The sequence below is a fragment of the Streptomyces sp. GL_141 genome, from assembly GCF_057834385.1.
Genome location: NZ_CM174402.1, coordinates 7,649,393 through 7,668,710 on the forward strand (window position 1 = coordinate 7,649,393; position 19,318 = coordinate 7,668,710).

The following is a 19,318-nucleotide window of genomic DNA, read 5'->3' on the forward strand; positions in this document are numbered from 1 at the left end:
GGCGAGCACGGGGCTTTTCGGCCTTGCGGTCCGAAGCGGTGCGTTAGCATTCGCCACTGTGCAGGTCGGAATCGGGCAGGAATCAGTCGAGCCAGCCGAGCCGATAGGCGCGTACGCCGGCCTCGAAGCGGCTCGACGCACCGAGCTCCTGCATCACCTCGGACAGCATTCGACTCACTGTCCTCAGCGAGACTCCCAGACTTCGGGCGATTTTTTCGTCCTTCATGCCCGAAGCCAGCATTCTGAGAGCGGCCCGCTGCTGTTCGGACAGGCCGTCCCCGCCGCGTTCGGCAGCGACGTCGTCGCCGTACGGAGTCGCCGTGTGCCAACAGTGCTCGTACAGCGCCAGATACGAGCGGACGAGCGCCGGTCCGCGAGCCAGGATCGCGCCGGCGGCCCGGTCCTCGTGGCTGACGGGGAGAACGGCGAACTGCTGATCCGCGATGATCATGTTCATGGGGACCGCGGGGGACAGTCGGATCTCGACGCCCACCTCTACCCGGCGGCGCAGCATCTCGGCTGCCTCCGGGGATGCGGTGATGCGTTGGTGGTAGACGGCGCGGATGCGCACGCCGTTCTCGATCTGCCTCAGATCCCGGCTCAGTACGCGGTCCGCGACCTCTCGCACAAGGGCGGTCACGTGCATGGACGCGAGGTTGTGCTGGATGACATCCGTGATGTCCTCCAGCGCCTGCTGGATCCTCCGGTAGTCACTGAGGAGCTCTACCTCGACTTCGGAGCCGTTCAGCGAGCCGGGCCGAAGAAATCTCCCCACCAATGCTTCGAGGGTGGCGTAGGCGCGGTCGGACTCGTCCAGATGCTCCCGGAGACGCTCCCGCTCCTGCTGCAGCATGCGGAGAAGGGCGATCTCGGGGTCGACCACGGCAACCGTATCCGGTCCGGACTCCCAGGTGCCCGCCTGGAGATCGGCACGTGTGGCGTGGGTGGTGCTGGTCGGCACGATGAGGCCGAGGGCGATCAGTTCCGCACGTCGCTGCTCGTACTCTTCCGGCGGTAACTTCAGCTCATCGAAGACCTCGTCGAGATTGGACACCCCGCGCTGGCGGAGTTCCTGGTAAAGCGCGAGAACCCTCTCGGCCGACTGGATACCGCCGCTGTCGTCGCCCGTCGACATTGCGAAGTGACCCCCTGATCATAAGAACGCCCGCCACACCTTGTCACACACCAGGACAAGAACTTCTGGCCCCGAGGTGGCTTGTGGGGCACTTCACGCAGGGTCCTCCGGCGTGCTGCTCCTCGCGTCCAGCCAGCCGAGACGGGCCGCCTTGACCCCCGCCTCGAAGCGGCTCGCGGCCCCCAACTCCTGCATGATTTCTGAGAGGAGGCGACTCGCGGTGCGCAGGGACACCCCCAGGTTGCGGGCTACCTCCTCGTCCTTTACGCCGGAGGCGAGCATGTGAAGTGCGGCTACCTGCTGTTCAGACAGCCCGTCGCCGCCGCGCTCGCTAGGGGAGTCCTCCCCGTGGGGCGTCGCGCCATGCCAGCAGTACTCGTACAGCGCCAGGTACGAGCCGACCAGTGCGGATCCCCGCGCGATGATGGCGCCCGCGGAGAGATCGTGCAGGTCGACGGGTAGGAGGGCGAAATTCTCGTCCGCGAGGAACATGTTCATCGGGACTACAGGGGAAAGTCTTATTTCCACCCCCAGTTCGGCTCGATCTCGCAGGTGCCGCGCCATGTCCGGTACAGAGGCCGCGCGGCGGCCGTACATGGCTCGCACCCTTACGCCGCGCGCCAGCTGTCGTCGATCTTCTTCGAGGGTCTGGTCGCTGTCCTCGCGACCGACCGCTCCTGTATGCATGGTCTGACGGTCGTGTGCCACGGACTCGGAGATTCCGGCTCGCTCCAGGAGGACTCGGCTGAGGTCGGTCACGATCTCGACCCCGACCTCACGCTTGGGTGTGGCGCCGGCCCGCAAGACGGGCCCAGCCAGAATGTCCAGGGTGTCGTGGAAGCGGCCGGTCTCTATCAGCCGGTTCTGCAGGCGTTCCCGTTCGGCTCGGAGGAGCCCGAGCAGTGCGATCCCCGGTTCGACGGCAGCGCGGCTGTCTCGGGCCCCGTGATGATCAAGCAGGCCGAGCGCGGAAAGCTCGGCCAGGCAGCGCTCGCGCTCTTCGGTCGAGAATCCGAGGGAGGCTCCGATCTTTTCGACCCCGGACTCCGGGCGCTCACGAAGCTCGAGGTAAAGCGCGAGTGTCTGGTCGCCCACTCGCGGACCGATCCCGTACCTGCTCAGAGTGCAGCACCCCCTCCGGACTCAGGCTCAATCCCCCGCCGCACGGAGGCAGTCGGGGCACAAGCCCTTGAACACTACATCCGCTTCACCCATCTGCCACTCCTCGAGACCCTCGCCGATCGCTTTCGGCACCTCGGATTCCACGTTCTCCACCCGACCACAGCGCACGCAGAGCGCATGCTGGTGAGGTGTGCCTGAGATCTCGAAGACGGCCGGCAGTCCAGGGCGGTCGAACTTTGTGGCCAAGCCCGTATCGAGGAAGTGGCGGAGCATCTCGTAGACGGCCTGGCTGGTCAGGGTGCCGAGCCGCTCACGGGCGGTCGCGGTGATGGTCTCGACGTCCATGTGGCCACCCGCTGCCATGACCTGGAGCACCTCCAGGCGGGGCCCTGTGACCCGCAGTCCTACGTCGCGGAGGCGCTGGATCACCGCCTCGCGGTCCGTTGACACCTGCACGCCAGCCACTCCTCCGCCACCTCTGTCAGCAGGTGCCCATCACCTGGTCGGGCCAAAGGTTTGAGGGCATCGTACCTCTTGCCTCCCCGACTGGGAGAGGAGTGGGCGGAGTCGGTCGCTGTGGTCGTCAGGCGTGGGCCCGACAAACGAGGAACACGCTCTCGGTCCGCTCGTCGATGCGGCGGCGGCGTCGGCCCTCGATGCGGAGTCCGGCCGCGTGCAGCTCGTCCGTGAGTCGTTGCGGGTCGATTACCCACTTGTCGGTGGTCAGGACCACACGCTCGGAACTCGACTTGCCCGTCCGGACCGCGCAGTACGTGATGCGCTCGCTCATGTCCGCCAGGTCGAAGACCTGGCGAGCCACCACCCACTCCTCGATTCCGTCGAAGCGGGGAACATGGAAAGCCCAGGTGCGGTGGGGATCCTCGGACAGCCCCCGCAGCTGGTGCGCCGTGTAGTCGAGGGCGAGCGCGCCGCCGGGGTCCAGATGTGATGCGATCTCGCGCAGTAGTTCGGGGCGGACCCGTGGTGAAACCGCAGAGACCATCGTCCCGGCGAGCAACGCCAGACGGTACGTGCGCCGCAGGTGCAGCTCCGCGAGGTCGGCGCGGGTGGGGATCACCAGCTGCGACACCTGCGGCCCGATCCGCCGGCCCCACGTCTGGAGCCGTTCCAGGCTCGAAGCGTCCCGGTCGACGGCCTCGACGAGGAAGCCGTGCCGGGCGAAGGGAACGGCGAGTCGACCAGCCCCGGAGCCGAGGTCGAGGACCGGGCCGCCAGTGGCCCGAGCCAGCCTCAAGTAGCGGACGATGTCGGCGCTGTGGGGGCCGAGCAGCGCGTCGTGCAGCCACACCGAGTCATTGTCGACGGGAGAGGTCGACTCGAGGCCGGGCAGGTATTCCGCGGTGGCGTGGATGCTGGTGCCCAGCGCCTCACACCGTCCCGTGTATTCGGACGGCAGGACCGGCGCAAGCGCTGCAGGCACGACGGGCAGGGAAGTGCCGCTCGGTGTGTGCATCGCTCCTCCAGGGGCTCGTTCGGTCCAGCGGTCCCGGCGAGGTGCCGTGCCGCCGGGGCCGCGCCGTTGAGGAAATCCTGTCCTGTGGTGCGGGGGCGGACCAGCGGAAAGGGCTGCGTGAACACGCGATGGCGTGGATCTGCCACGGTCTGGAGCGATGCGGGGTGGCGGCGATGACCCAGTGGCAGGTCAGAGAGTGCGGCCGAGCCGGAGAGGCGTGACGAGGGCGAAGTCGTGGTGCATGAAGAACGGCAGCGCAGGGTCCTTGTCGACGGGAAGGCTTATCCGCTGTGAGGTGGCGCCGTACGCGACCATCCGTATGGTGACCGCCGCAAGCAGTGCTGTCCCCACGCCCTTGCGGCGCCGGCCGGGAGCGGCGCACAGGGCGTATATCTCGCCCTGGGTCGGAACGGCGACGCCGCCTGAGGCAACACCGTGGATGTTGCCGTCCGGGTCCACGGCGACCAGCCAGCCCAGCCAGCCCGGGGCCCCGCCGGGCATTTCGATTTCAGCTCTTAGACGGGGCAGGGCGCACTGGTCGGAAACCAGCCGTTCGGTGTCGGTCCGTCCGAGAATTTCGCCGTAGCTGTCGCGAATCCCCACGGCGAGAAGTCGAGAGATTGATGCTGCGTCGTTAGATGCTGCCGTCCGGACGTGAGCCAGCAGCATATGTCCATACCTCTCGCCGTTCCCGGTCCTGCGCTCGCACGAGCCCACAATAGCGGGGAATTCGAGCGAAGGAAGTCGATGGCAAACTTACGAATTCGCTTAGTAATTAGAGTGGTTGGGGGTAGGGCTGCTAACCCGGCACCGAACAACAGGCGAGGATCAGCGGAGTGATGGCGCCCGCCGCTGCCGTGACCGCGAACAGCCCACGCAGGACGGGGTGTCCCGAACGGTGCGGAGTGAGGATGCGGCGCATGCGCAGAGCTGCCGAGGGGCCGCTCGCCGCGAATGCCGCGCGCGGTGATCGTCCGACTGCCAGAGTGTAGAGCGCCGTGGCCAGTGCCTCCCGTGAAGCGGCACGCATCGCTTGATCGTCCGCGGCCATCTCCAGCAGGAGTGGAACGGCCCTTCCGCCGAGCCGGGCCAGCGGCAGTCGGGGGAAGGTGGTTGCGTAGGCCATGGCCGCCGCGACGAGCAAATGATGGCGGCCGGCGATGTGGGCCCGCTCGTGGCAGAGGGCGGCGGCCAGCTGAGGTTCCGTCAGGGCAGTGACCGCCCCGGACGAAACCACCACCTGGCGCGACCGTCCGGGAAGGCAGTAGACCGCAGGGCGTGGGTCGTCCAGGACGGTCGCTCCGAGCCTCGCGTCGTAGCGGCCGACCAACTGCAGCAGTCCTGCGTGTCGGGACCGGGCTCGACGCGCCCTCAGGACCTCACGCAGGAAGCTGGTGACGGGCAATACCAGGACGGCGAGAGCGGTAGCCGCTGCGGCGTATTCGAGACCGGTCGCATGTCTCAGCTGGTGAAGAGAGGGGAGGGTCAGGGTCAGGGCCATGTCGACGATCCGGTGGCTGACCCTGCCGGGGAGTAGCAGTTGTGCCGGGATCAGGGCCACCGCGAGCGCGAAGATCAGGCCGCATGCCGTCCACACGGTGAGCGCCAGTCGCGGAACCTGCTGGGCCCAGCGGGCGCGTGCCAGCGTCCAGGGCAACAACGCGCCTGTGGCGAGGGCGAGTCCGAGGGGAGGTAGGACGTGATGGTTCATTGCCCGCACCGGGTGCCGCCGGCCGGGCGGTCGCGTCGGGCGGCGCGCAGTACGGCGTCCAGCGTTTCCACGTCCTCGTGGGACATGCGTTCCACGAAATGCAAGAGGGCGGCCTCGCGGTTCTGGCTGTCCCCGAGTGCGTCCTGCATGAGACCTGCCGTGTACTCCTCGCGACTGCGGACCGCCTCATAGAGCCACGCGCGACCGGCTTTCTCGCGACGCAGCCATCCCTTGCGGTGAAGGATGTCGGCAACCGTCATGACGGTCGTGTAGGCGACCTGGCGCCCCCGGTTTATGTCGTCGACGATCTCGCGGACCGTGGTGGGGCGTTCCCACAGCCACACCCGGTCCATGATCTCGGCTTCCAGCTCTCCCAGTCGGCGCACACGCGTCCCCTCGCCCCTCGCTCCTCGCGAGCGGCTCATCGTACGGGCCGCCACCGAAGAACCGACATACCCCCGGTGGGTATTGTAGTGTGATGCGCCGTCAACACCACGGACCGACCCCGCAGCGTGGTCTTCTTCGCTCGGGGGCGGTCCGTGAGACGTGCGTGCGGGCTGTGAGATCAGGCCCGGATGAGCCGGGCGATGGCTTGCGAAGCCTCGCCCACCTTCACCTTCGCCTGGTCCCCACCCGCGGTGATGGCCTCGGTGACGCAGCAGCTGAGGTGTTCGTCCAGCAGGGCCACCGCGCACGACTGCAATGCGGCGTTGATCGCGGCAACCTGCGTGAGGACGTCGATGCAGTAGGAGTCCTTGTCGACCATCCGCTGGACCCCTCGGACCTGTCCCTCGATTCGGCGCAGGCGTCTGATGATGACTTCCTTGCTCTGTACGTAACCGGCCACGGGAGGCTCCTCAGTTGTCGGCGGCCTGGAAGCCGCGCAGTCGCAGGCTGTTGCCGACGACGAAGACGGAGGAGAAGGCCATGGCCGCTCCGGCGATCATCGGGTTGAGCAAGCCGGCCGCGGCGAGCGGCAGGGCGGCCACGTTGTAGGCGAAGGCCCAGAACAGGTTCGAGCGGATGGTGCCGAGCGTCTTGCGAGCGAGGCGGATCGCATCCGCCGCAGCCCGCAGGTCTCCTCGTACGAGCGTCAGGTCACCCGCTTCGATGGCGGCGTCCGTGCCGGTTCCCATGGCCAGGCCGAGGTCGGCCTGGGCGAGAGCGGCCGCGTCGTTGACGCCGTCGCCGACCATCGCGACGCTGCGGCCCTCGGCCTGCAGCTTCTTGACGACATCGACCTTGTCCTGGGGCATGACCTCCGCGATGACCTCGTCGATCCCGACTTCGGCGGCGACGGACTCGGCGACGGCCTTGTTGTCACCGGTGAGGAGGATCGGCTTGAGGCCCAGGGCGCGCAGGCGCCGGATGGCTTCCGCGCTGGTCTCCTTGACCGCGTCGGCGACCTCCAGGACCGCGCGTGCCTCTCCGTCCCAGGCCACCGCGATGGCGGTGCGGCCGGCGGCTTCGGCCTCAGCCTTGGCGCGCTCCAGTTCCACGGGCAGCTCCATTGCCCATTCGGCGAGCAGCTTCTCGCGGCCGACGAGAACGGCGTGGCCTTCGACGACGCCCTGCACGCCCAGTCCGGGGATGTTGGCGAAGTCCTCCGGGACGGGCAGCGCGCCGACATTGGCGGCGGCGCCGGCAGCGACGGCCTGCGCGATGGGGTGCTCGGAGGCATGCTCCAACGCTCCTGCCAGGCGCAGTACTTGGCTCTCGTCGGTGCCGTCCGCGGTGTGCACGGCGAGCAGAGTCATCTTGCCGGTGGTGACCGTACCGGTCTTGTCCAGGACGATGGTGTCGACCTTGCGGGTGGTCTCCAGTACCTCGGGTCCCTTGATCAGGATCCCGAGCTGGGCGCCGCGGCCCGTGCCGACCATGAGGGCGGTGGGGGTGGCGAGGCCCAGGGCGCAGGGGCAGGCGATGATCAGTACGGCGACGGCGGCGGTGAAGGCGGCCGCGAGGCCGGAGCCGGTGCCGAGCCAGAAGCCGAGGGTGGCCAGGGCCAGACCGATGACGACCGGCACGAACACGGCGGAGATCTTGTCGGCGAGCCGCTGGGCCGCGGCCTTGCCGTTCTGTGCGTCCTCGACCAGCTTGGCCATCCGGGCCAGCTGGGTGTCGGCGCCGACGCGGGTGGCCTCGACCACGAGGCGCCCGCCGGCGTTGAGGGTGGCGCCGGTGACGGAGTCCCCGAGTGAGACCTCCACGGGGACGGACTCGCCGGTGAGCATGGATGCGTCCACCGCGGAGGAGCCCTCGACGACGGTGCCGTCGGTGGCGATCTTCTCTCCGGGGCGTACCAGGAAGCGGTCGCCGACTTGCAAGTCGGCTGTGGGTAGGGTGACTTCGCGGCCGCTGCGCAGTACCGTCACTTCCTTGGCGCCGAGTTCCAGCAGCGCTTTGAGGGCGGCGCCGGCCTTGCGCTTTGACCTGGCCTCGAAGTAGCGGCCGGCGAGGATGAAGGCAGTGACCCCGGCCGCCGCCTCCAGGTAGATGTTTCCGGCGCCGTCGGTGCGGGCGATGGTGAACTCGAAGGCATGGGTCATCCCGGGCGTGCCGGCAGTTCCGAAGAACAGAGCCCACAGCGACCACAGGAACGCGGCGGTCGTACCCACCGAGATCAGTGTGTCCATGGTGGCCGCGCCGTGCTTGGCGTTGGTCCAGGCGGCGCGGTGGAAGGGCCAGGCGGCGTACGTGACGACGGGCGCGGTCAGAGTGAGCGAGAGCCACTGCCAGTAGTCGATCTGCAGGGCCGGGATCATGGCCATGGCGATGACCGGCAGGGCGAGCGAGACGGCGGTGACGAGCCGGTGGCGCAGAGGGCGCAGCTCGTCGTGCTCGTCCGGGTCCTCCCCGCTGCCGGACGAGCCGTTCGTACGGGGCGGCGCAGGCTCCTGCGCCGTGTATCCGGTGGCCTCGACGGTGGCGATCAGGTCCGCGACGGAGATGTCGGCGTCGAAGGTGACCTTGGCCTTCTCGGTGGAGTAGTTGACGGTCGCCTCGACGCCGTCCATGCGGTTGAGCTTCTTCTCGATGCGGGCCGCGCAAGAGGCGCAGGTCATGCCGCCGATGGCGAGCTCGACCTGGGCGACGCCGGGAGTGATGGTGGTCATGAGGGCTGCTCCTCGTTCGAGCGCGGGGTGGAGGCCGGGGCCCGGCGGATGGACGGGGCCCCGGCGGCCAGGTTGGTCGGGGTCGGGCTGGGTGTCAGACCCGACCGGTCAGCTCGTAGCCGGCGTCGTCCACCGCCACGGTGATCGCGGCGTCGTCGGGGTCGCCGGCCGTGGTCACGGTGACGAGGCCGCCGTCCACGTCCACGTCCACGGAGAGGACCCCGTCGAGCGCGCTGACCGACTTGGTGATGGCGGTCTTGCAGTGGCCGCAGGTCATGCCCGACACGCGGTAGACGGTGGCGGTGCTGTCGACGACGGCTGTGGCGGTCGTCGATTCGCCGGCGTTCGTGCTGCAGGTGCCTTCAGGGGTACAGCAGGAAGACATGGGCTTCTCCTTGATCGATTCAGATACCCACAGGGGGTATCCGGACTGTCTTCAGATATACCCCCCAGTGGTATCTCTCCGCAAGTGCTCCCTCGGCTTGACTTGGTACCCCCCAGGGGTATGGTGGGCTTCTGGAACCGCTGGACGCGGCACTACGTCGTACGGGAGAGCAGCCATGAACACCGGAGTGAAGACCGCCGTCTTTGCCGCCGCACTCGCAGCGACTTTCGGGGCCGCCTACGGGGTCGGGGCGGGCGTAGGACCCGTAGGTACACCGGCGAAAACGGAACATGCGGGCCACGCGGCACCGGCGTCGACCGATGCGGGCGCCGCCGGGCACGGAGCTCACGAGGAGGTCGCCCAAGGGTCGGTGGCCGGGGGCCTGCAGGTGTCGGAGGGCGGCTACACGCTGGCCCTGGATACCCCGCAGATCGCCGTGGGTCCGGGTGAGCTGAAGTTTTCGATCAAGGATGCGGAAGGCCGCAAGGTCACCGCCTACAAGACCGAGCACGGCAAGGAGCTGCACTTCATCGTTGCCTCACGCGACCTCACCGTCTATCGCCATCTGCACCCGGTGCGTGCGGACGACGGGACGTGGTCGGCGCCGGTCGACCTTCCTGTGGCGGGGGCGTACAAGGCCTTCGCCGACTTCGCCCCCGTTGCGGAAGGCGCGAAGGGCGTCACCCTCGGCGCTGACCTGTCGGTGCCTGGGGCGTACGCGCCGAACCCAGTGCCCCCGGCCGTGACGGCCGTGGAGGTGGAGGGCTATCAGGTCGCCCTTGGCGGGACCCTCGCCCCCGGTAGGGCCGGCGAGCTCAAGCTTACGGTCAGCAAGGACGGCAAGCCGGTGACGAACCTCGAGCCCTACCTCGGGGCGTACGGCCACCTCGTCGCCCTTCGCGATGGAGACCTCGCCTACCTGCACGTTCACCCCAACGAGGGCGGCCCCGGGCCTGACGTCTCCTTCACTGCCACGGCTCCGAGCGCAGGAACCTACCGGCTCTTCCTGGACTTCCAGCACGAGGGCAAGGTTCGGACGGCAGCTTTCACGGTCCAGGCAGGCGGATCCGTCTCCCCGGCGGCGAGCACCGCCACCGCCGAGCCGGGTGGGCACTCCCACTAGAGTGGCGGGGGTGGCTCCTGGAGGAGGGCTCGCAGTACCTTGTGAGCCTCTGCGGCACGCGGCCGGAACCGGCCATGATTCTCGGCTCGGTGGATGTTGCCTGACCCTCACCTGTTAAGAGGTGCCTCCGCCCGTTGCTCGGGCGGGGGTACCTATGCACTTGCCCCGACGTTCAGTGGAACAGATGGCTGCACCCCATCGTTGCGCATATACCCCCTGGGGGTAAAACGCCGATAGGGAAGAAGGGATCGCCTCGTGCACGGCTACACCGCCAACAAGGACGACATCCTCAAGCGGCTGCGCCGCATCGAAGGCCAGGTGCGTGGTCTGCAGCGGATGGTCGACGAAGACACCTACTGCATCGACCTCCTCACCCAGGTCAGCGCCACCACCAAAGCCCTGCAGTCCTTCGGGCTGGCCATGCTGGAAGACCACCTCCATTCATGCGTCGCGGATGCCATCGCGGAAGGCGGCGACGGAGCCCGCGACAAGGTCCAGGAAGCCTCCCAGGCCATCGCCCGCATGGTTCGCACCTGATGGGATCAGCCGCGTAGGGGCTCCCGTACGGCGGTGACCAGCCAGGAGCTGCTGCGAAGCCACACCGCTCCGTCCGCCTCGTGATCGCGCAGGGCGACCGTGGAGGCGTTCTGCACGCATTCGCGGGCCTTCTCCAGCATCGGGCCTGACAGATCCAGTCCGAGTGCCTGGCCGAGGCCGGCGCGCTGGGCGGCGAGCCGGGTGGTGCGGCCTGCCCCGCAGTCGATGTCCGGCACGCAGTCGGTTTCCGAGATGGCCGCAGCCTCCAGGAGAGGATGGTTGAAGCCGTCGTTGATGGAGTCCCGGCGTTCTTGGCTGCGGGCCCATTGCTCGCCCTCGTAGCCGTTCCGTACCTCTGCCTGTGCGGTGTTGGCGAGCCGGCGGGGCCGTCCTGGCGAGTTCCGCATGGGGTGTCTGCGGGGTCTCGGTGGCTTCCTTCGCGCACGTACCAGGCTGCGTCGGTGACGCCGCTGGGCAACTCTGGCACTGTCGTCCTCACCCGCGCTTCCCATACGGCACACGTACTCGACGGCACCCCCGTCGCACACGACTCGCCCATGACGCACTCTGCAGGCGTCCCCCGCACCGCCCAAGGTCTGCCGTCAAAGTGATCTCGGGTTGTGCGCCATGGTGTTGCAATTCGCCATCGTCGAGCGCTGACGACTGACTCGCGTGCTCGCGGCGCCGACCGCTACGCCGCACACCGGCCTCCCTGCCTCCGAGGGGCCGCTTCACTTCGCGGGTGCCATACCTCCGACAAGCCCGCCTGGATCGAGGGTGCCCGAATCCGCCGTCCGGACGGCGTTGAAGCTCCACACGGGCTGACGGGCTGACGGGCGCGGGTGACGGCGCCGGACCGGGGTAGTGGTCCCGCGCCGTCCCCCTGGGGTCAACTCGCCTACAGGACGCCGAGGTCGGTGAGGATCTCGTCGGCCGCCCGCCGGCCGGACTCGGCGCCGCCCTCCATGTAGCCCTGGGCCACCTCGGAGGTGTGTTCGCCCGCGAAGTGGGTGTTGCCCTGTCGGACGCCCTCGTAGCCCGCGTACTGGTGGGCGTACCCGGGGGGCCATGCGGAGTACGAGCCGCCCGCGTTCGAGTTGAGCGGCCAGGCGGCGAGTGTGGCCTTGCCGGTCCAGCGGGCGGTCAGACCCGGAAAGACCGGTTCGAGCTGGGCGAGCGCCGCCTGCGCGTAGGCGGCGATCTGCGGGTCGGCCGCCGTGCGGAACGGTGCGGACGGGGTGAAGTCCGCCGCGTGGCTGCCGCCGGTGTAGACCGTGAGGATGCCCTTCACGCCGGACTGGGCCCTGCTGGAGTCCCAGGACGTCTGGTAGCCGGTGTCGCTCATCGTGCTTCCGGTTGCGAGCCCCCACGGGCCGGAGGCGTTCCAGTGACGGGTGTTGAACTGCATCGACAGCTTGCAGTTCTGGCCCATCGTCATCGCGGCGATGCCGCCCAGCTTACGACTGTCGAAGCCGGCGGCGGACAGGTTCAGCTGCTGGAGCACGCCGACCGGCAGGGCGAGCACCGTGTGATCGGCGAGCACCGTCTGCGGGCAGCCGTCGACGGTGAAGGTGAGCGACTGGCGGCCGCCCGCCGCGGCCGCTACCTTCTTGAGCCGCCAGCCGTGGCGTACCGTCCCCGGGGGCAGGGCCGCGGCGATGGCCTGCGGGATGCGCTGGTTGCCACCGCGGACGCGGTAGCGGGTGTCGCTCTCCCCGAACAGCGCGAAGCCGGTGGGGGTGGGCTGGTAGGCGAGGAGCCCGACGATGCCGAGCGCCGAGGAGGCGCTGGTGTCCACGCCGAACTCGGTGGTGTAGGCGACGTCGAGGAGTTGCCCGAACGGCGAGCTGTGCCCGCCCGGGACACGGGTGGCGATCCACTCGTGAATGGTCATGTTCGACAGGGTCACCGCACCGGGGCCGTTGACCGAGTTCCAGGCGACGGGCCAGTTGAAGGTGGCCTCGTCCTGCTGGAGGACCGGCTTCAGCTTCTTGAAGTCGGCGCTCGCCTGGGCGTAGGTGTAGTACGCGCCGTCGAAGCGGTAGACCTCGGTGGAGCCGGCGGGCTCGGCGGCGCGCAGGTCGTCGAGGGGCAGGCCGAAGCGGGAGGCGAGCGACTGCATCACGACGTGCGGGGTGTCGATCATCTCGCCGCCCCACTCGGAACTCTGCCCGTCGGCCCAGTAGGAGCCGGCCGGGTTGGAGTACATCCGGCCGCCGACCCGGGTGTCGGCCTCGTAGACGGCGCAGGCGATGCCGTGGTCGGCCAGTTGGAGGGCGGCGGAGAGCCCGGCGATGCCGGCGCCGATGATCGCGACCACTGGCGGGGCGGTGGAGGTGGTGGAGGCGTGGGCGCTGGAGGCCGCGGCCACGCCCGTGGTGGCGGCCAGGCCCAGGCCGGCGGCGAGCCCGCCGAGGACGGTGCGGCGGGAGGGCGCCCCGGTCTCGGCCTGACCGGCGGCGGCGATCTCGGCGGTGGTGGCGTGTTCGGCGACGATCCGGCGCAGCATACGGGCCGGTGCGGTGCGTGCCATGTACGGCTCCTTCCAAGGGGGGCCGGTTCCCTGGGGAGGGGAACCGGGAGCGGCGGTGGCGCGGTGTCACCGCCTACGAGGTGAGGGGCCTCGCGCGGAGGGCTCGGAGATCAGCCCTGGTAGCGCGCGGGGCGGCGGAGCTGCCAGCGGTCCAGTTCCTCCAGTTCGGCGGCGACCCGGAGGAGGACGGCCTCGTCCCACGGCCCGGCGATCAGCTGGCTGCCGACAGGGAGGCCCTCGGCCGAGGTGAAGGTGGGCAGGCTGACGGCGGGCTGCCCGGTGATGTTGCAGATCGAGGTGAAGGAGATCATCTGCGTCTCGGTGGTGCGCGGGCCGCCGGGGTCCGCGTTGGCCTCCTTGAGCAGGGCGTCCACCGGCGGCGGCAGGCACGCCATGGTGGGGGTGAGCAGCAGGTCGAACTCCTGGCCCCACTGTGCGCGGACCGCGCGGGCCTCCTCGGCGAGCAGGTTCGCGGCGCGGGTGTACTCGCCCGAGTGTCGGCCGGCGGCCCGGTCCATCCGGAACCGCAGGTGCGGTTCGGCGAGTTCCGGCTGCTGGTACGGGGCGGCCCAGAGCGCGGCGTCCAGGACGGTCTGCGCGTAGCCGACGATCGCCTCCTCGCTGAAGAAGCGCGGCGCGGCGGGGGCGACGTGGTGGCCGAGGGAGACGAGCAGCCGGGCGGTGTGCTCGACCGCCTCGACGCAACTCGGGTCCACGGGGAGGCCGGTGGGCGCCTCGGTGAGGAGGCCGATCCGGAGGCGTCCGCCGTCGCGGCCGACCTCGTCGAGGTAGGGCCGCTCGGGCGCGGGTGCCTGGTACATGGCGAGCCGGTCGGGTACGGACATCGCGTCGAGCAGCGCGGCGGCGTCCCGGGTGGTACGGGTGATGGCTCCCTCGACGGTGGCGTGTTCCCAGCCCGGCACCTGCTGCGGGACGCGGCCGCGGCTGGGCTTGAGGCCGACCAGGCCGCAGGAGGAGGACGGCATACGGATCGAGCCGCCGCCGTCGTTGGCGTGGGCGACGGGTGCGAGGCCCGCGGCGACGGCTGCGGCGGCGCCACCGCTGGAGCCGCCAGAGGAGTGCTCGTGGCTCCAGGGGTTGCGGGTGCTGCCGAAGCGGCTGTTGTCGGTGGTCGACAGGAGGCCCATCTCGGGCGAGTTGGTGCGGCCCATGAGGAGGAACCCGGCGTCCAGCAGCCGGCTGATCACCGGCTCGGTGAGGGTACGGGGGCGATCGTCGACCCCGTACGAGCCGTAGGTCGCGGGCTGGCCCTCGACCTGGGTCAGCTCCTTGACGGGGACGGGCACTCCGTGGAAGGGCGCGAGGGGGCCGCCGTCGACGACGGCCTGTTCGGCGCGGCGGGCGGCGGCGAGGACGGCGTCCTCGTCGAGCCAGGTGAAGGCGGCGAGCTCGCCGTCGTGCTCCGCGATCCGCCGGAGGTAGGTCTCGGCGACCTCGACGGGGCTGAGGTCGCGCCGGCGGATCGCCGCCGCGAGGTCGGTGGCTGAGGCGAACGGATCCATGGTGAACGGCTCCAAGGGAGTGGGGGCGGTCAGCGGACCGCGAGGATGTCGTCGAGACGGTCGCGTAGGCCCGGCTCGTTCGGCGCGTCGAGGACGACACTTCCGGCCTCCATCACCACGACGCGGCGACTGTGGTCGAGGAGTGCGCCCGCGTGCTGGTCGACGAGGAGGACGGCCACCCCGGCGGCGGCGATCGCGCCGAGGGCCTCCAGAACGTCGGCGACCACGGAGGGCTGGAGGCCCTGGGTCAGTTCGTCGACCGCGATCAGGGTCCGGCCGGCCAGCATCGCCCGTGCGATGCCCAGTTGCTGCTTCTGCCCGCCGGAGAGCGTCCCGGCCGGCTGCCGGGCGCGGTCCGTGAGCAGCGGGAAGACGGTGTACGGGTCGACGGCCGGGGCGACCTCGCGGCGGCGGGCGAGGCGGAGGTTCTCGGCGACCGAGAGCGCGGGGAACACGCCCCGGTCCTCGGGCATCAGCGTGGCGCCGGCCCGGGCCAGGAGTTCGGGACGGCCCGGGGGCAGGGTCCGGCCGTCGAGGGCGACGGCGCCGGCGTGCCGGTCGGCGAGGCCGAACACGGTCCGCAGCAGAGTCGTCTTGCCGGCGCCGTTGCGGCCGATGAGGGCGGTGATCTCACCGCCGCGCACGGTCAGGTCGGTCGGCCGGACGACGGCGGCCTGACCGTATCCGCCGGCGAGGCCCGTCAGTTCGAGCATCAGCGCACTCCCAGATAGGCGGCGCGGACGGCCGGGTCGGCGGCCACCGCGTCGAGCGGACCGCGGGCGAGGACCCGGCCCTCGGCCAGGACCACGACCTCGTCGGCGAGTTCCCGCACGATGTCCATGTCGTGCTCGACCACGAGCAGGGCGCAGCCGGTGCGCCGGTTGACCTCGCGGAGTTCGCGGGTGAGGCGGCGGGCGTCGTCGGGGCCGAGTCCGGCGGCCGGTTCGTCGAGGAGCAGCAGTCGGGGGGCTGCGGCGAGCACCATGGCCAGCTCCAGGCGGCGGCGGTCGGCGAGCGGGAGGGTGCCGGCCGGCCGGAGTTCGTCGTCGACGAGGTCGCGGAACTCGGCGGGTGGATCGACGGGTTCGGACGCCTCGACGCGGGCGAGGCGGAGGTTGTCGGCCGGGGAGAGTTCGGCGATCACGCTGGGGATCTGGAACATCCGGCCGACGCCGAGCCCGACCCGGCGGTGGACCGGCAGGCCGGTCGCGTCGGTACCGAAGAGGCGCAGGGTGCCGGCGTCCGGGGCGAGTTGTCCGGCGACGACGTTCAGGAAGGTGCTTTTCCCCGCGCCGTTGGGTCCGATCAGGCAGACGCAGCGGCCCGCCTCGACGGTGAGGTCCACGCCGGCGAGCACCTCGACGGGGCCGAAGGACTTCCGGACGCCGGTGACGGCGAGCGGGACGGAGCCGTCCTCTCCCCGGCGGCCCTCCTGGGCCGTACGGCGCGGGGCGCGGCGGGCCACGGCCGGCAGGCGTACATCGGGGCCGGGGCCGGCGAGCAAGCGGCGCGGGGCGGCGGTGAGCCCCGCCGGTGCCACCTGGACGACCAGCAGGAACAGGGCGGCGAGGGCGAGCACGTACCAGCCCTGCCAGGTGGAGCCGAGGAACTGCTGGCCCACGGTGACGGCGACGGCGCCGACGAACGGCCCCACGGTGGACTCGCGCCCGCCGAGGGCCAGCCAGATCAGCACGGACGTCGAGAGACCGAGACCGAACACCTGCGGTGACACGAGCCCGGCGACGGGTGCGTACAGCGCTCCGGCGAGGGCGGCGACGGCCGCGCTCACGGCGAAGGCGGTGGCCCGCACCCGGGTGCCGTCGATGCCGCTCTGGGCGGCCCGGTCGGGGTTGCGGGCGGCGGCGACGAGGCGGGCGCCGAAGCGGCCGCGCACGACCAGCACTCCGCAGACCGCCACCACGGCCGCGACGGCGCCGAGGGTGACGTAGTAGGAGGTCACCACGTCCGGCCCGGAGACGGACAAGCCGTTGGTGCCGCCGGTGACGGGGGTAAGGGTGGTGGCGGCGCGCTGGAGGAGCAGTCCTACGCCGATGGTCAGGAGGATCAGCGGCGCGTCGGGGACCGGGGCGGCCAGGCCGATGCGGACGACGGGCAGGGCGATCGCCACGGCGACGACGACGGCCGCGGCGACCGTCAGCGTCCAGGGCAGGTCGTGTTCCTGGCCGAGGGCGACGGCGTACGCACCGAGGCCGAAGAACGCGGCGTGTCCGACGCTCAGCAGTCCGGCCCTGCCCCAGCTCAGGTCGAGGCCGTAGGCGAACAGGCCGTAGCAGAGGCCCAGGGTGAGGGTGGCGACGGCGAAGGCGTCGAGGCCGAAGGGGGCGGCGATCAGGGCCACGCCCGCGACTGCGGGCAGCGCGATGCGCAGCGTACGGCGCAGCCTGCCGGTGGGCGGGGGCGCGGGTGGAGCGGGGGCGGTCACGCGCAGCCCTCCTTCGGGGTCGTGTCGGCGACCATCGGGTGGGTGCGGGTGACGGTGTAGGCGCCGTCGCGGCCGATGGTGACCTCCCTCATGTCGGCCTGGAAGACGTGGTTGGAAGGCTCGAAGCGCGTCCCCTTGCCCAGCGGGCTGTCCAGGGACAGTCCGCCGATCGCCTTGTTGACGGCCTGGGGGTCGCTGGAACCGGCCTTCTCCGCGGCGGCCAGGAAGAACGTGACGCCGAAGTAGGCGTTTCCGGCGACCTCGGGGATCGGGGCCTTCCACTGGTGGGCGGCCCGGTAGTCCTTGACGAAGTCGCGGTTCTCGGCGTCGTCCACCTGGTCGCTCCAGCGGACGGTGTGGGTGCGGCCCGCCACGAGCGCGCCGAGCGCCGGCTGGAAGTCGGCGTCGAGGGGGGCGCCCTCGAAGCCGAGCTCCGGGGTGAGGAGGCCGAACTGCTCCGCCTGCTTGCTGAAGGTGACCGCGTCCGCGCCGACGACCATGGAGAGGACCGTGTCCGGCTTGGGCGACGTGAGTCGGGCGATGACCGGCTGCCAGTCGGTCTGGCCGAGGGGGCTGTACTCCTCGGCGACCACCGTGCCGCCCGCCTTCTTCACCAGCTCCCTGGCGACGCCGGCGTAGAAGCGCGGGTAGTTGTAGTCGGAGCCGACGAGGGCGACCTTCTTGCCGTACTTCTCGACCAGCCCGGGGACGGTCGGGGTCAGCATCTGCCGGGTGGACTCGCCGAAGCCCCACTGGTAGGCGAAGCAGTGCTCGGTGTCGCCGAGGATGGCGGTGCCGAAGGGCACGTGGGCCTCGTCGGCGACCCTGCCGACCGCTTCGGCGGTGTCGCCGGTGATGGTGCCGAACAGCATCGTCACCTTGTCCTGGCGGACCAGGCGGCGGGCGAGCTGGGTGGAGTTGGCCGGGTCTCCGGCGTCGTCCACCACGACGTACTCCACGGGTCGGCCGTGCACGCCGCCGTCGGCGTTGACCTTCTTGACGGCCAGTTCGAGGCCGTTGCGCAGGGCGGTGCCGACCTGGGAGACGGGCCCGGTGAGCGGGACGACCACGCCGATCTTCACCGGGCCGCCGGCGGCGGCCGGGCCGTCGTCGGCGGAGAGGGCCGCGCCCTGACAGCCGGTGAGGGTGAGGGCGAGGGCGCCGGCCAGAGCGATGGCGGCGGTGCGGGCCACGGGTGTCACGCGGCGATCGCGGGCGCGGGGGTACGACGGAACCATGCGGAGAACCTTCCGATCCAGGGGCGCGAGCGCAGTGCGGCGATCGCGACGACGACGGCGTAGAAAAGGGCTTCGGCGAGGGTGTCGGACAGCCACGTACGCAGCAGGACCGACAGCGCGGAGATCAGCAGCGCGGCGCCGGCGGCAGTGGCGAGGGCGCCGGGGCGGCTGAGCAGCAGGCCGAAGAAGACGGGGACCAGCAGGCCGAACCCCATGCTGGGGTTGACGGCGAGCACGGGGCTGTAGAGGGCGCCGGCGAGGACCGCGAGCAGGCCGCCGATCGTGAAGGCGATGGCGCGCATCCGGCGGGGGTCGGTGCCGAGCAACGCCGCCATGGCCGGATTGTCGGCGACAGCGCGCAGCCGCAGGCCCCAGTCGGTGCGGTGGGCGGCGAGCAGGACGAGGCCGATGACGGCGATCGCGGTGAGCGCGCAGACCAGCCGGTAGGCCGGGTAGGGGGTGCCGAGGACGTCGAGCGTGCCGTCCACGGGGACGGTGACGGTGCGGGAGGTCCCGGTGTAGAGGAGTTCCGCGCCCTGTCGCAGGGCCATGCCCAGGCCCCAGGTGACCAGCATCGCGGCCAGGCCGTCGGAGCCGGGGCGGCGCAGCAGCAGCCGCTCGATGATCAGGAGCAGCGGCGCGCCGACGGCGAGGGCGAGCAGGGTGCGGACGCCGAAGGGGGCGGTGGTCGCGGTCGCGGCGACGTAGGCGCCGACCATGGCCAGGTCTCCCTGGGCGAGGTTGACGACCCGGGTCGCCGCGAAGATCACCGCGATGCCGACCGTGAGCAGGCCGTAGAGGCCGAACTGGCCAACGATGGCCAGAAGTACATCCATCTGTTACCGCCTGTGTGCTTCCGGGTGCAGCGGGGACTCTGCGAGCATCTGGTAATCCCGTGGTGGGCACTGGTCCGGCAGCGCAGAGTTCTGTGCCCGCAGTGCGCGGACCGGACGGCGCGAAGGATGCGTCCGGTGCGGG

The 19,318-nt window shown here is 70.6% G+C and carries 19 protein-coding genes; 2 read left to right on the plus strand and 17 right to left on the minus strand.

Annotated elements, in window-relative coordinates; translation table 11 throughout:
- Positions 1 to 82 precede the first annotated feature (82 nt).
- The 10 genes from AC3IX6_RS34105 to AC3IX6_RS34150 form a co-directional block, all read right to left on the minus strand.
- Entirely contained in the window at positions 83 to 1,135 is a 1,053-nt protein-coding gene (locus AC3IX6_RS34105) for a helix-turn-helix transcriptional regulator (protein WP_489367130.1), read from the minus strand.
- Between the two features lie 93 nt (positions 1,136 to 1,228).
- Positions 1,229 to 2,230 carry a helix-turn-helix transcriptional regulator gene (locus tag AC3IX6_RS34110; protein ID WP_489367131.1) on the minus strand — a complete coding sequence of 334 codons (1,002 nt, stop codon included), beginning with the start codon at positions 2,228 to 2,230 and terminating at the stop codon, positions 1,229 to 1,231.
- 54 nt (positions 2,231 to 2,284) lie between these two features.
- Positions 2,285 to 2,722 carry a Fur family transcriptional regulator gene (locus AC3IX6_RS34115; protein ID WP_489367132.1) on the minus strand — a complete coding sequence of 146 codons (438 nt, stop codon included), beginning with the start codon at positions 2,720 to 2,722 and terminating at the stop codon, positions 2,285 to 2,287.
- 118 nt (positions 2,723 to 2,840) lie between these two features.
- On the minus strand, positions 2,841 to 3,698 hold the full coding sequence (locus AC3IX6_RS34120) for a class I SAM-dependent methyltransferase (RefSeq protein WP_489367133.1): 858 nt from the start codon (positions 3,696 to 3,698) through the stop codon (positions 2,841 to 2,843).
- A 222-nt stretch (positions 3,699 to 3,920) separates the two neighbouring features.
- Positions 3,921 to 4,334, minus strand: coding sequence for a GNAT family N-acetyltransferase (locus AC3IX6_RS34125; RefSeq protein ID WP_489367134.1), 414 nt, complete (start codon positions 4,332 to 4,334; stop codon positions 3,921 to 3,923).
- A gap of 196 nt (positions 4,335 to 4,530) precedes the next feature.
- Entirely contained in the window at positions 4,531 to 5,442 is a 912-nt protein-coding gene (locus tag AC3IX6_RS34130) for a M56 family metallopeptidase (RefSeq protein ID WP_489367135.1), read from the minus strand.
- Positions 5,439 to 5,828: a BlaI/MecI/CopY family transcriptional regulator gene (locus AC3IX6_RS34135; protein WP_489367136.1), complete on the minus strand. Its 390-nt coding sequence runs from the start codon at positions 5,826 to 5,828 to the stop codon at positions 5,439 to 5,441. The genes AC3IX6_RS34130 and AC3IX6_RS34135 overlap by 4 nt, the downstream gene beginning before the upstream one ends.
- Positions 5,829 to 6,007: 179 nt before the next feature.
- Positions 6,008 to 6,289 carry a metal-sensitive transcriptional regulator gene (locus tag AC3IX6_RS34140; RefSeq protein WP_489367137.1) on the minus strand — a complete coding sequence of 94 codons (282 nt, stop codon included), beginning with the start codon at positions 6,287 to 6,289 and terminating at the stop codon, positions 6,008 to 6,010.
- Between the two features lie 10 nt (positions 6,290 to 6,299).
- Complete coding sequence (locus tag AC3IX6_RS34145; protein ID WP_489367138.1) at positions 6,300 to 8,558, minus strand: heavy metal translocating P-type ATPase; 2,259 nt, start codon at positions 8,556 to 8,558, stop codon at positions 6,300 to 6,302.
- Positions 8,559 to 8,652: 94 nt separating this feature from the next.
- Positions 8,653 to 8,943 carry a heavy-metal-associated domain-containing protein gene (locus tag AC3IX6_RS34150; protein WP_407840338.1) on the minus strand — a complete coding sequence of 97 codons (291 nt, stop codon included), beginning with the start codon at positions 8,941 to 8,943 and terminating at the stop codon, positions 8,653 to 8,655.
- Between the two features lie 175 nt (positions 8,944 to 9,118).
- On the opposite strand from AC3IX6_RS34150, the gene AC3IX6_RS34155 reads away from it, so the two are divergent.
- Positions 9,119 to 10,066 (plus strand): DUF8832 domain-containing protein, encoded by a 948-nt coding sequence (locus tag AC3IX6_RS34155; protein ID WP_489367139.1) that lies wholly within the window; start codon positions 9,119 to 9,121, stop codon positions 10,064 to 10,066.
- A gap of 255 nt (positions 10,067 to 10,321) precedes the next feature.
- The gene (locus AC3IX6_RS34160) at positions 10,322 to 10,603 is read left to right on the plus strand and encodes a metal-sensitive transcriptional regulator (protein WP_489367140.1); all 282 of its coding nucleotides are present in this window, start codon (positions 10,322 to 10,324) and stop codon (positions 10,601 to 10,603) included.
- 5 nt (positions 10,604 to 10,608) lie between these two features.
- On the opposite strand, the gene AC3IX6_RS34165 is transcribed toward AC3IX6_RS34160, so the two are convergent.
- The 7 genes from AC3IX6_RS34165 to AC3IX6_RS34195 all read right to left on the minus strand — a co-directional run bounded on the left by AC3IX6_RS34165 (position 10,609) and on the right by AC3IX6_RS34195 (position 19,176).
- Positions 10,609 to 11,010 (minus strand): class I SAM-dependent methyltransferase, encoded by a 402-nt coding sequence (locus AC3IX6_RS34165; protein ID WP_489367141.1) that lies wholly within the window; start codon positions 11,008 to 11,010, stop codon positions 10,609 to 10,611.
- Positions 11,011 to 11,501: 491 nt separating this feature from the next.
- Complete coding sequence (locus AC3IX6_RS34170; protein WP_489367142.1) at positions 11,502 to 13,136, minus strand: flavin monoamine oxidase family protein; 1,635 nt, start codon at positions 13,134 to 13,136, stop codon at positions 11,502 to 11,504.
- Between the two features lie 110 nt (positions 13,137 to 13,246).
- Positions 13,247 to 14,659: an amidase gene (locus tag AC3IX6_RS34175; RefSeq protein ID WP_489367143.1), complete on the minus strand. Its 1,413-nt coding sequence runs from the start codon at positions 14,657 to 14,659 to the stop codon at positions 13,247 to 13,249.
- 29 nt (positions 14,660 to 14,688) lie between these two features.
- Positions 14,689 to 15,372, minus strand: a complete 684-nt coding sequence (locus AC3IX6_RS34180) for an ABC transporter ATP-binding protein (protein ID WP_489367144.1) — start codon at positions 15,370 to 15,372, stop codon at positions 14,689 to 14,691.
- Positions 15,372 to 17,102 carry a branched-chain amino acid ABC transporter ATP-binding protein/permease gene (locus AC3IX6_RS34185; RefSeq protein WP_489367145.1) on the minus strand — a complete coding sequence of 577 codons (1,731 nt, stop codon included), beginning with the start codon at positions 17,100 to 17,102 and terminating at the stop codon, positions 15,372 to 15,374. The genes AC3IX6_RS34180 and AC3IX6_RS34185 overlap by 1 nt, the downstream gene beginning before the upstream one ends.
- Positions 17,099 to 18,304: a substrate-binding protein gene (locus AC3IX6_RS34190; protein ID WP_489367146.1), complete on the minus strand. Its 1,206-nt coding sequence runs from the start codon at positions 18,302 to 18,304 to the stop codon at positions 17,099 to 17,101. The genes AC3IX6_RS34185 and AC3IX6_RS34190 overlap by 4 nt, the downstream gene beginning before the upstream one ends.
- Positions 18,301 to 19,176: a branched-chain amino acid ABC transporter permease gene (locus AC3IX6_RS34195; protein WP_489367147.1), complete on the minus strand. Its 876-nt coding sequence runs from the start codon at positions 19,174 to 19,176 to the stop codon at positions 18,301 to 18,303. The genes AC3IX6_RS34190 and AC3IX6_RS34195 overlap by 4 nt, the downstream gene beginning before the upstream one ends.
- Between the last annotated feature and the right edge of the window lie 142 nt (positions 19,177 to 19,318).